The sequence below is a fragment of the Rhodanobacter sp. FW101-FHT13A11 genome, from assembly GCF_058790335.1.
The window spans coordinates 158699-169878 of record NZ_JBYTCN010000010.1 but is presented as its reverse complement, the minus strand read 5'-3'; the positions used below and the strand labels follow the sequence as shown (position 1 = coordinate 169878).

At 70.2% G+C, this 11180-nt stretch carries 13 protein-coding genes; 5 read left to right on the top strand and 8 right to left on the bottom strand.

The features are described from left to right. Positions 1-83 precede the first annotated feature (83 nt). From AC3WRN_RS12865 to AC3WRN_RS12835, 7 genes are all read right to left on the bottom strand, one after another. A complete protein-coding gene (locus tag AC3WRN_RS12865) occupies positions 84-791 on the bottom strand; it encodes an arginyltransferase (protein WP_492623265.1) in 708 nt (235 codons plus the stop codon). Positions 792-832: 41 nt separating this feature from the next. Further along, positions 833-1225 carry a hypothetical protein gene (locus AC3WRN_RS12860; protein WP_492623264.1) on the bottom strand — a complete coding sequence of 131 codons (393 nt, stop codon included), beginning with the start codon at positions 1223-1225 and terminating at the stop codon, positions 833-835. Between the two features lie 14 nt (positions 1226-1239). Beyond that, entirely contained in the window at positions 1240-2106 is an 867-nt protein-coding gene (locus AC3WRN_RS12855) for an acyl-CoA thioesterase (RefSeq protein WP_492623263.1), read from the bottom strand. A gap of 96 nt (positions 2107-2202) precedes the next feature. Further along, complete coding sequence (locus AC3WRN_RS12850) at positions 2203-3237, bottom strand: alpha/beta fold hydrolase (RefSeq protein WP_492623262.1); 1035 nt, start codon at positions 3235-3237, stop codon at positions 2203-2205. Next, positions 3234-3371, bottom strand: coding sequence for a hypothetical protein (locus AC3WRN_RS12845; RefSeq protein WP_492623261.1), 138 nt, complete (start codon positions 3369-3371; stop codon positions 3234-3236). Before AC3WRN_RS12845 ends, AC3WRN_RS12850 begins: the two co-directional genes overlap by 4 nt. 84 nt (positions 3372-3455) lie before the next feature. Next, entirely contained in the window at positions 3456-4292 is an 837-nt protein-coding gene (locus AC3WRN_RS12840; RefSeq protein WP_492623260.1) for a helix-turn-helix transcriptional regulator, read from the bottom strand. A 28-nt stretch (positions 4293-4320) separates the two neighbouring features. Beyond that, the gene (locus AC3WRN_RS12835; protein WP_492623259.1) at positions 4321-4875 is read right to left on the bottom strand and encodes an N-acetylmuramoyl-L-alanine amidase; all 555 of its coding nucleotides are present in this window, start codon (positions 4873-4875) and stop codon (positions 4321-4323) included. A gap of 89 nt (positions 4876-4964) precedes the next feature. On the opposite strand from AC3WRN_RS12835, the gene AC3WRN_RS12830 reads away from it, so the two are divergent. The 3 genes from AC3WRN_RS12830 to AC3WRN_RS12820 all read left to right on the top strand — a co-directional run bounded on the left by AC3WRN_RS12830 (position 4965) and on the right by AC3WRN_RS12820 (position 8179). Further along, positions 4965-5492, top strand: coding sequence for an alpha/beta hydrolase (locus AC3WRN_RS12830; RefSeq protein WP_492623258.1), 528 nt, complete (start codon positions 4965-4967; stop codon positions 5490-5492). Further along, positions 5489-7690, top strand: a complete 2202-nt coding sequence (rlmKL, locus tag AC3WRN_RS12825; RefSeq protein ID WP_492623257.1) for a bifunctional 23S rRNA (guanine(2069)-N(7))-methyltransferase RlmK/23S rRNA (guanine(2445)-N(2))-methyltransferase RlmL — start codon at positions 5489-5491, stop codon at positions 7688-7690. Before AC3WRN_RS12830 ends, rlmKL begins: the two co-directional genes overlap by 4 nt. Before the next feature lie 63 nt (positions 7691-7753). Then, positions 7754-8179 (top strand): hypothetical protein, encoded by a 426-nt coding sequence (locus tag AC3WRN_RS12820; RefSeq protein WP_492623256.1) that lies wholly within the window; start codon positions 7754-7756, stop codon positions 8177-8179. A 77-nt stretch (positions 8180-8256) separates the two neighbouring features. Here the strand turns inward: AC3WRN_RS12820 and AC3WRN_RS12815 are convergent, their stop codons facing one another. Beyond that, positions 8257-8697 (bottom strand): DUF6491 family protein, encoded by a 441-nt coding sequence (locus tag AC3WRN_RS12815; RefSeq protein ID WP_492623255.1) that lies wholly within the window; start codon positions 8695-8697, stop codon positions 8257-8259. Between the two features lie 227 nt (positions 8698-8924). Here AC3WRN_RS12815 and egtB point away from each other — a divergent pair, with 227 nt between their 5' ends. Together egtB and egtD are read left to right on the top strand one after the other, a co-directional pair. Next, positions 8925-10175, top strand: a complete 1251-nt coding sequence (gene egtB / locus AC3WRN_RS12810) for an ergothioneine biosynthesis protein EgtB (protein WP_492623254.1) — start codon at positions 8925-8927, stop codon at positions 10173-10175. Beyond that, a complete protein-coding gene (gene egtD / locus AC3WRN_RS12805) occupies positions 10172-11161 on the top strand; it encodes an L-histidine N(alpha)-methyltransferase (protein ID WP_492623253.1) in 990 nt (329 codons plus the stop codon). Before egtB ends, egtD begins: the two co-directional genes overlap by 4 nt. Positions 11162-11180: the final 19 nt, after the last annotated feature.

Below are 11180 nucleotides of genomic sequence, written 5' to 3'. Positions count from 1 at the left end.
GGAGGGGTGGGTGGGTCGCACCTCCAGTCTTCCGGGGTCACCCCGGATGAACAACCTACTGAGAGATCACAGCTAGCGGGCTCCTACGGCATGGTTTGCCAGCCATCGCCTGTGCGTATCTGCAGCGGCCTGAAGCGGCGCTTGTAGTCCATCTTCGGGTGGCCGTCGATCCAGAAGCCCAGGTACAGCCACGGCAGGCCGCGGCGGCGGGCCAGTTCCACCTGCTGCAGGATCGCGCAGGTGCCGAGCCCGCGTGCGGTTTCGTCGGGGTCGTAGAACGTGTAGACGGCCGAGACGCCGTTGAGGCAGACGTCGGTGACCGCTACCGCGAGCAGGCGTTCGCCCCGGCGCAGTTCCAGGAACAGGGTGGGGCTCCACGGCGCGGTGAGGAAGCGGCGGAAGTCGCTGGCCTCGGCGTCGTCCATGCCGCCGCCGGCGTGGCGGCTCTGCAGGTAGCGCTCGTACAGCGCGTGGCGTTCGCGGTTGTAGCCGGGAATCGATTCGCTAAGGACGAGATCGGCGTTGCGTTTCAGGCAGCGCCGCTGCGCGCGGTCCGGCTGGAAGTTCGCCACGTCGATGCGGCACGGCGTGCAGGCATGGCACTGCGGGCAGTTCGGAAAATACAGGTGGCCGCCGGCACGGCGGAAACCGCGTTCCAGCGCCGGGCCGTACAGCTTGTCGAGGTTCGGCGCGGCCGGGTCCAGCACCAGGTTCTGCGCCGTGCGGTCGGCGTAGTAGCCGCACGCATGGGGCAGGGTCTGGAACAGGCGGACTTGGTCGGAGCGGCGCATTCCCCGATTCTATGCCGCCCATGGCGGCGCCGCATCCCGGTTCAGATCACCCGCAGGAAGCGCAGCATCAGCATGGCGAACGCGGCCAGCACGGCCAGCAGCACGATCCGGCGCACGCGCGCCACCGTGCCGGCGCGCCGGTCGGCCGGGGTGGGATTGCGCTCGGCGGCCAGTTCCTCGCCGTAGCGGATCGTCGGCTCGATGCCGATCTCGCGCAGCAGCGCGCGGGCCCGGGCGTAGTCGTCGGCACGGGTGATCCACACCTGCGCCCAGCGGCTGCGGTCGTCCTGCCGCTGCGCATAGCTGAAGCGCTGGTAGCTTGGCCGGTTGTAGTTGGAGCGGTTTTCCACGGTGGCCGCGATGCCGTGCTCGGCCATCAGGGCGACCACGGTGTCGATGTTTTCCGGGCGGGGCGAGGTATAGATCTGGCGCATGGTGGACAGTCTACTCAGTCGCCGCGCACACGGATCAGCCCTTCCTGCGCGGTGGAGGCCACCAGCCGGCCGTCGCGGCTGAAGATCTGCCCGCGCGCCAGCCCGCGGCCGCCCTGCGCCGTGGGGCTGTCGAACGAGTACAGCAGCCATTCGTCGACCCGGAACGGGCGGTGGAACCACAGCGCGTGGTCGAGGCTGGCCATCTGCACGTTGTGGGTCATATAGGAGATGCCGTGGGGCAGGGTGGCGGTGCCGATCAGGTGGAAATCCGAGGCGTAGGCCAGCAGCGCGCGGTGCAGGATCGCCGAATCGTCGATCGGCGAGGTCAGCTTGAACCAGATGTGCTGGATCGGCGGCCGCTTGACCGGGTGCAGCTCGTCGCGCGGCCACACCTGGCGGAACTCGAACGGGCCGTCGATGCCGAGCCAGCGCTGCAGCTTCACCGGCAGCCGCGCCAGTTCCCCGGCGGGCAGCGGGTGCAGCGGCTCGATGTCTTCCGGCGCAGGCACCTCGGGCATGCTGGTCTGGTGTTCCACGCCCGGCTCGGGCGCCTGGAACGAGATCGAGCCGTTCAGGATCGGCTGGCCGTGCTGGATCGCCACCACCCGGCGCGAGGAGAACGTGCCGCCATCGCGGGTGCGTTCCACGTTGTAGACGATCGGCGCTTCGATGTCGCCGGCGCGCAGGAAGTAGGCGTGCAGCGAATGCGCCTCGCGCGACGGATCGACCGTCTGCTGCGCCGCCGCCAGCGCCTGCCCCAGCACCTGGCCGCCGAACACGAAACGGGTACCGATGTCGCGGCTCTGGCCGCGGAACAGGTTGTCCTCCAGCCGCTCCAGTCGCAGCAGCTCGACAAGTTCGGCAACGTGGTCTTCGCTCATGGCGTGTCCTTGCAGGGGTTCGCCAGTATAGCGGCGGCCCCGTGCCCGGATATCGGCGCCCCGCCGTATGGGCGAAGCGGCCGAGCGGAGTGCCGGTCACGCTGGGCGTTCCGTCGCGGCCCACAGCCGCCGCGCTTCCTCGGCGATCACGTCGGGGCGCTCCTCGGGCCAGAACAGCTTGCTGCCCTGGAGCCGGCGCACGCCCAGCGAGCGGCCGAAGGCGCGGTCGAGGAAACCGGGGTTGCCGGGGGAAAAGATCGTGTCGGCGCTGCCCCACACGATGCGCACCGGCACGCGGGACCGCGCGAGTGCGTGGCCGATGCCGGCGAGAGCGTTCCGTTCCAGCGCGATGGCGTAGGCATGCGCGGAGCTGCGGCTGCGCCGGGATGCCAGCAGCGGCGCGAAGTAGGTTTCGATGGCCTCGTCGGTGGGATGCGCGGGGTCGGCGTAGCACATGCCGCCGATGCCTGCGGCCGAACGCGCCAGGGCATGGTCGCGGCGCCACGTGCCCAGCCATTCGTCGACGAAGCGCTCTTGCTTCGCCAGCGCGATCACCGGCAGGAGCGCCGGCGGCGGGCTGTCTTCCTCGGTGTCGCAGTTGGTCAGCAGCAGGCTGCGCACGCGCCCGGGATGGTGCGCGAGCAGTAATTGCGCCACGGCGCCGCCGCTGTCGTTGGCGACCACGTCGGCGCGCTCGACCTGCAGGGCGTCGAGCAGGGCGACGAGCATGGCGACCTGCGCGTCGGGCGCGCAGGATTGCCCGCCGGCAACCTCGGTGTAGCCCATGCCGAGGAAATCGGGCGCGATGCAGCGCCGGTACGGTGCCAGCCGGTCGAGCGCGCCGCGCCACTGGAAACCGTTGAGCGGGAAACCGTGCAGGAACAGCGCCGCCGGCCCGTTGCCGCGCTCGACGTGGGCGATGCGACCGAATGCGGTACAGGTGTAGCGGCGCGCGGCGTGGAAGCGTGCCGCGTCCATCGCCACGCGTCCGGCTGGCGGCGACGACGCGCAACCGGCGAGGCCGCCCGCGCCCAGGCCGGCGAGCACGCCCGCGGACAGGGCGAGGAAGCGGCGCCGGTCGATGCCCGGCGCCACCAGCCGTGCCATGGATGATGGCGAGTGGCCGCTCACGACTGCGCTTCCGCCTCGCGCAGCTTCTGCGCGCATTCCTCGCAGCAGACTTCGATGGTGCGGCCGCCGATGGTGACCTGGATGGCGTTGCCGTCGAGCGGGTAGTCGCAGGCGGCGCAGGTTTTCTCGTTCATGGTGGATCTCCGGTGGATGCCCGCGATCGGGCAGGCACAGGAGACCACCGGCGGCCATCGGCGGCTGTCAGGATCTTTAGCGATTCACGACGTCTTGGCCAGCGCGGTCTGGCGGAATGCGCTGGGCGTGCGGCCGTAGGCCTGGCGGAACGCGGCGCTGAAATGGCTGTGGCTGGAGAAGCCCAGGTCCAGCGCCAGCGCGGCGACGTCCTCGCAGCCGGCGATCAGGTCCAGTGCGCGCGCCAGCCGCAGGCGCAGGTGGTAGCGGTACAGCGGCATGCCCTCGACCTGCTGGAAGGCCTGGGTGAGGTAGACCGGCGAACCGCCAACCTCCGCCGCGATCTCCGCCAGCGTCCAGCGCCGGGTGAGGTCGCCGGCCAGCCGCAGCTTCGCGCGGTCCACCAGCCGCTGCCGTGCGCGGGTCGCGCCGGGCGCGTGGGCGGTGCGCGGGCCGAGGCTGCGGCACACCAGGGTCAGCACCAGGCTCTCCGCTTCCAGCGGCTCGATGCCGCCGCTGCGCAGGCTGTGGCGCAGCAGCGCCACCAGCACCTGCGCGCGCTCGTCGATGCGCAGCGCCTGGTGGCGGAATGCGGGTTCGTCGTGCCGCTGCAGCAACGCGGCCGGCGCCAGCTCGCGCAGCAGCGCCGGCGACACCGCCAGCGACAGGCTGGCGTCGCCGCCGGCCACCGGATGGCTGACCTGGTAGCCCTCGCCGGCGTTGAAGAACAGCACGTGGTTGGCGTCGGCCACCGACTGCGTGCTGCCGACGTGGCGCAGGTACAGGCCGCGGTAGGGGAACACCAGTTGGGTGGCGGTGGCGCATTCCTCGGCGCTGCGATGGCGGCAGGCGCCGCGGCAGCCCACGTCGTGCACCGCGACGGTGGTCGATTGCAGCAGCGGCTGGACATCGAACTGCGGCATGGCGGCGGCTCGAAAGGGGCGAGGCAGTCTAGCGCAGCCGCTGCAGGCCGCAGGCCGGGACGATGGCATCCCATGGAAACCGCGGGCCGGGGTCGAGCTTGCGGCGGATCTGCAGCGCGGGGTCGTCGCTGGCCGGCATCAGCGCGGTGTCCAGGTCCTCGTGCCCGGCGATCTGCCGCAGGTGCGGGAATTCCACGCGCAACCGCGCCAGCAGGGCGCCCAGTGCGGCGATCTGGGCTTCGCCGTAAGGCTCGTCCATCTGCTGGTGATGCGAATCCCACCAGTGCGGATAGCGCCCGAGGTTGACCAGCTCGATGCCGATCGAATTCGGGTTGTGCCCGCGCACGTGGTTCGCCACGCGGGTGCCGGGCACGTAGCGGTACACCGCGCCGTCGCGGTCGACGTAGTAGTGGCCGCTGTTGCCGGTACCGCTGGCGTGCAACACGCGCTCGCCGTATTCGCGCGCCGTCGCCAGGTCGGGCAGTTCGGTGCAGTGGATCACCACCAGCTCGACCGCCGCGGCTGGGCGCTCCGGCAGCAGGTCGACGTAGGGCAGCGGTTGATCGCGGAGGGTCAGGGGCATCGGCCAAGTCTCGCATGCGGCAGGCGGGGGCGGAAACGCCGCCTGTTACCATGCACGCCTTGCCTCCTGCAGCTTTCATGGAGACCGCCATGCGCGGCCAGATCATTCTTTCGCACGGCTCGGATTCCGGCCCGGACGCCACCAAGGTCAGCGCGCTGGCCGCGCTGGCCGAGTCGCTGGGCTGGCGCACGCAGCGGCCGGACTACCGCGCCGACGACGCGCGCGGCCACGCCGCGTCGGTGGCGCCGCGGATCGCCCGCCTGCGCGCCACCATCGAGGCGCTGGAGGCGCCGCCGCTGCTGGTCGGCTCCAGCATGGGCGCGTTCGTCTCCGGCCTGGTCTCGCTGGACGTGCCGGTGGCCGGTTTGCTGTTGCTGGCCACGCCGAGCGAGATCCCCGGCTACGCGCGCAAGTTCGACCTGCGCCCGGGTGTGCCCACGCTGCTGATCCACGGCTGGCGCGACGAGGTCTGCCCGCTGCCCGGCGTGCATGCGTTCGCCGCCCGGCGCCGGCTGCCGCTGCTGGTGCTGGACGACGACCATCGGCTGGGCGCCAGCATGGATACGGTCGCCGCGCAGTTCCGGCTGCAGTTGGACTGGCTGGCGATGGCCGCATGAATCGGCTCCCATCAGGCGCGTTCTTCGCCACCTGCCCGAAGGGCATGGAATATCTGCTGCGCGACGAACTGGTCGCGCTCGGCGCCGGCGACGTGCGCGAGGCGCTGGCCGGCGCGCACTTCGCCGGCACGCTGGAAACCGCGTACAGGGCCTGCCTGTGGTCGCGCCTGGCCAGCCGCATCCTGCTGCCGCTGGCCGAGTTCGACGCGGCCGACGACGATGCGCTGTACCGCGGCGTGCAAGCGATCGACTGGAGCGAACACCTGGCCGCGCACGCCACCTTCGCGGTGGATGCGGGCACCGCGATGAGCAAGCTCACCCACAGCCAGTTCATCGGCCTGCGGGTGAAAGATGCCGTGGTCGACCAGTTCCGCCAGCGCGACGGTTCGCGTCCCGGCATCGACACCGACGAGCCGGACATCCGCATCAACGTGCGCATACGCCGCGACCGCGCCACCTTGTCGCTGGACCTGGCCGGCTCGCCGCTGCACCGGCGTGGCTGGCGCGAGGAGCAGGGCGAGGCGCCGCTGAAGGAAAACCTCGCCGCCGCGATGCTGCTGCGCGCGCGCTGGCCGGAGGTCTACGCCGCCGGTGGCGCGTTGCTCGACCCGATGTGCGGTTCCGGCACGCTGCTGATCGAGGGCGCGCTGATGGCGGCCGACGTGGCGCCCGGCCTGCGCCGCGAGTATTTCGGCTTCCTCGGCTGGCAACAACACGACATCGCGTTGTGGCGCGGTCTGCTGGACGAGGCGAAGCAGCGTGCCGAGACCGGCCTGCGTGCGCTGCGTCCGTGCTTCTTCGGCAGCGACGCCGACCCGCGCATGGTGCAGACGGCCAAGCGCAATGCGCAGGAAGCCGGCGTGGCCGGCTTCTTCACCCTGGACCGGCAGGACGTGGCGCATGCCGCGCCGCCACCCGGCGTCGACTACGGCCTGGTCATCACCAATCCGCCGTACGGCGAGCGCCTGGGCGACCGGGCCGAGATGCCGAAGCTGTACCGCGTGCTGGGCGACACCTTGCGCAGCCGTTTCAGCGGCTGGCGCGCCGCGGTGCTGGCCGGCGACGTGGAACTGGGCCGCGCGATGCAACTGCACGCGGACAAGCGCTACGCGCTGTACAACGGCGCGCTGGAAACCGTGCTGCTGACGTTCGACCTGAAGCCGCGCGATGAGAAGCCGCGCGAGCCGAAGCCGCTGTCCGCCGGCGCGCAGATGCTGAAGAACCGGCTGGAAAAGAACGCCAGACACTTGCGCAAGCGGCTCGCCCGCGAAGGCATCCACTGCTGGCGCGCCTACGACCAGGACCTGCCCGAGTACGCCGCGGCGATCGACGTCTATGGCGATACGAACGGCGATGATCACCTGCACATCCAGGAATACCGCGCCCCGGCCGACATCCCCGCCGACGTCGCGCGGCTGCGCCTGCGCGAGATCGCCCGCGTCGCCGGCGAGGTGCTCGGCGTGCCGCGCGAGCGCATCGCGCTGAAGACCCGCGAGCGCGGCAAGGGCGGTTCCAAGTACGGCCAGCTCGACCAGCGCGGCGAGTTCATCGAGGTGGAGGAAGGCGGCCTGAAGTTCCTGGTCAACCTCACCGACTATCTGGATACCGGCCTGTTCCTCGACCACCGGCTGGTGCGCGCCAAGCTGCGCGAGCTGGCCCGGGGGCGCTGCTTCCTCAACCTGTTCGCCTATACCGCTACCGCCAGCGCGTACGCGGCGGCCGGCGGTGCGCTGGAAACCACCAGCGTGGACCTGTCGGCGACCTATCTCGAATGGGCCTCGCGCAACCTCGCGCTGAACGGCTTCAGCGGCGCGCGCCACCGGCTGATGCAGTTCGACGCGCTGGAATTCCTGCAGCGCGACCGTGGCCACTACGGCCTGATCTTCGTCGACCCGCCCACCTTCTCCAACTCCAAGCGCGCCGAGGATTTCGACGTGCAGCGCGACCATGTGGCGCTGCTCGACGCCTGCCGCGGGCGGCTCACCCGCGACGGCGTGATCGTGTTCTCCAACAATTTCCGCCGCTTCAAGCTGGACCGCGAGGCGCTGGAACCGCACTTCGAGATCGAGGACTGGAGCGCGCCCAGCATCCCGTTCGACTTCGCCCGCCGCGCCGATATCCACGGCTGCTGGCTGCTGCGCCGACGCCAGGCTGTGACGGGGATCAACCCCTGGGATACGGCGCACATTAAAAAATGAACCCTTCAGTGCATATTAAGCGTGATCGGACGAGCATCCACCCCGTACAACCGGAGAACGATCATGACCAAGAGCATCGGTAAAGCGGGCAAGCTCGCAGCCATCGGCCTGGCAGTCGCGGCGGTAGTGGCCATGCCGTTGAGCGCGTCGGCGCACGATCATGGTGATCGTGGTTGGCATGGCGGCGGGTGGCACGGCGGTTACCACGATTACGACGGCGGTTATTACCGCCACGGTGGTTACTGGAGCGGCGGCCGCTGGATCGCCGGCGCCATCGTCACCGGTGCCGTGGCCGGCCTGGTCAGCGACGCGTTGCGCCCGGCGCCGGTGTATTACGAGGCACCGGTGGTGTACGGCCCGCCGCGCACGGTGATCTACGAGGATGCCCCGGTCGTGCGTCGCCGCGTGGTCGAAACCCGCACCGTGGTGTATGGCGACCCGTACCAGACACGGTATGTCCGCGAATATGGTGACGATGACGACGACTGAGCAACGCGTCGGATCATTGCATTGCACGACGAAGAGCCCGGCTTGTCCGGGCTCTTCGTGTTTCGGCGACCGGTGCCTCAGTGCGCCGGCAGGGCCGGCGGCAGCTCGGCGCCGCTGCCGTGCCGGGTGGCGTGTTCGCCGAGCTGCTTGAAGCGTGCCTTGTCGATCCTGCTGACGGATTCGATCGCGCACGGCGGCTGGTAGCGCGAGTGCACCGTTTCACCCACCTCGCCGCAGATGCGGCCCCGGTTGACGATGGCGTTGGACGGGTTGGGCCGGAAGATCAGCCCGGGCGGTGGCGTGCCGAGTCGCGGGCAGTCATTCTGCAGCGTCACCAGGTAATGCTTCGGACCGGTGCGCACGATGGCCGTGCGCGCATCGACGATGTACCACTCGTTGATCTGCGTCGTGTCGATGCACTCGTTTGCCGGCAACGGCGAACGGGCGCGGCCTGGCTCGGCCGCGTGCACGTTGCCGACGGCGAGGACGAACAGCAGGGCGGGAAGAATCGCTTTCATGAGCGTTACCTCGTCGGTTGGCGCGGAGCGGGTATCGTGAACCGGCCGCGGGAGCTGCATGCCGGCTACGACGGCGGCCGTCGGGGGCGGCGCTGCAAAGCATCTGCCATCTTCATATCACAATAAGTGAACGGTTGGCGCGGCATGCTGGCGGACATGTTTTTGAACCGCCCGCATCGCGAAACGCTCCGTACCGAGGCCGCCATGCGGATGCCGGGAGGGCGCCGGTGACGACCTGGCAATCGTCCGCGCCGGCCGGCATCGCGGCGCGATTCCGCCAGGTACGCCAGTGCACGCTAGCGCTGTGCGCCGGCCTCAGCGCCGAGGATCTGCAGCTGCAGTCGATGCCTGACGCCAGCCCCGGCAAGTGGCACCTGGCGCACACCAGCTGGTTCTTCGAGCAGTTCGTGCTGGGCCGCGACCCGGCGTACCGGCCGCGCGACCCGGCCTGGCATTATCTGTTCAACTCCTACTACCAGTCGGTCGGCCCGATGCATGCGCGGCCGCAGCGCGGCCTGCTGTCGCGGCCGTCGCTGGACGAGGTGCGCGACTACCGGCACCGCGTCGACGATGCGGTGGGCGAACTGCTCGGTCGCGAGGGCGATGCAGAGTTGCTCGAGCGGGTCGAGCTAGGCCTGCAGCACGAGCAGCAGCACCAGGAGTTGCTGTTGACCGACATCAAGCACGCGCTGTGGTGTAACCCGCTGCAGCCGGCGTGGCGCGCGGCGGTTCCCGCCGCGGACGAGGGCGTGCCGGTGCCGTTGCATTTCGCCGCGGGCCGCGAGGGCATCGTCGAGATCGGCCATCGCGGCGAGGGCTTCGCGTTCGACAACGAGACCCCGCGCCACCGTGTCCTGCTGCAGCCGCACGCGCTGGCCAACCGGCCGGTGAGCAACGCCGAATACCTGGCGTTCGTGCGCGAGGGCGGCTATCGCGAACCCGGCCTGTGGCTGTCCGACGGCTGGGCCACGCTGCAGCGCGAGGGCTGGCAGCACCCGATCTACTGGCAGGACGACCTGGCCAGCGAGTTCACCCTGGCCGGCGTGCGCGCGCTCGATCCGCACGAGCCGGTGTGCCACCTCAGCTATTTCGAGGCCGAGGCCTTTGCCCGCTGGGCCGGCGCGCGGCTGCCCACCGAGGCGGAGTGGGAGTCGGCGGCGCAGGGCATCGCCATCGACGGCAACCTGCAGGACGCGCAGCGCTTCCAGCCGCGCGCGGCCAGCGCCGGCGCCGGGCTGCAGCAGATGTATGGCGACGTGTGGGAATGGACCGCCTCGCCGTACATCGGCTACCCGGGCTTCCGCCCGCTGCCCGGCGCGCTGGGCGAATACAACGGCAAATTCATGTGCGGCCAGTGGGTGTTGCGCGGCGGTTCCTGCGCCACTCCGCGCGATCACCTGCGTGCCAGCTACCGCAATTTCTTTCCACCCCAGGCCCGTTGGCAATTCGCCGGGCTGCGACTGGGACAGGACCGATGAGCAGTGTGCAACCCTGTGGCATCAGCGACGACGAGCGCCGCCCGCCGAGCAGCGAGCTGCTGGAGGTCGTCCAGCGCGGGCTGGGCGCGAAACCCAAGCGGCTGCCGTCGTGGCTGTTCTACGACGAGCGCGGCTCGGCGCTGTTCGAGCGCATCTGCGAACAGCCGGAGTACTACCTCACGCGCTGCGAGATCGCGCTGATGGACGAGCACGCGGCCGCGATCGCCGATGAACTGGGCAGCGGGGTGCGGCTGGTCGAGTACGGCAGCGGCAACGCGATCAAGACCCGGATGCTGCTCGGGCACCTGCACGCGCCGGTGGCCTACGTGCCGGTGGAGATCTCGCCCGAGCCGTTGCGGCAAAGCATGGAGCGGCTGGCGACGGCGTTCCCGCGGCTGCCGCTGCAGCCGTTGTGCGCGGATTTCAGCCGGCCGCTGCGGCTGCCGATCCCGCCGCGTGCGCCGCGGCGCACCGTGCTGTATTTCCCCGGTTCCACCATCGGCAATTTCGAGAGCCGCGAGGCCGCCGCGCTGCTGCGCAAGATGCGCAACGAGATGGGCGACGCCGGCGGCATCCTGATCGGGGCGGACCTGAAAAAAGATCCGGCGCTGATCGAGGCGGCCTACAACGACCGTGCCGGCGTCACCGCCGAGTTCACCCTGAACATGCTGGCGCGGCTCAACCGCGAGATCGGCAGCAACTTCGAGCTGTCGGCGTTCGCCCATCGCGCGCACTACAACCCGATGGCCGGGCGCATCGAGACGCATCTCGTCAGCCGCCGCGAGCAGCAGGTGAAGGTGGGCCGCGCGAACGTGCCGTTCCGCGCCGACGAAACGATACAGGTCGAATACAGCTGCAAGTATTCGCTGGAGGATTTCACCGCGCTGGCCGCTCGCGCCGGGCTGGCCGTGCAGCGCGTGTGGACCGATCCGCAACGGATGTTCAGCGTGCAATACCTGGTACGCGCCAGCACCGCGGCGCGCTGAGCCGCGATGCTGGGCCGGC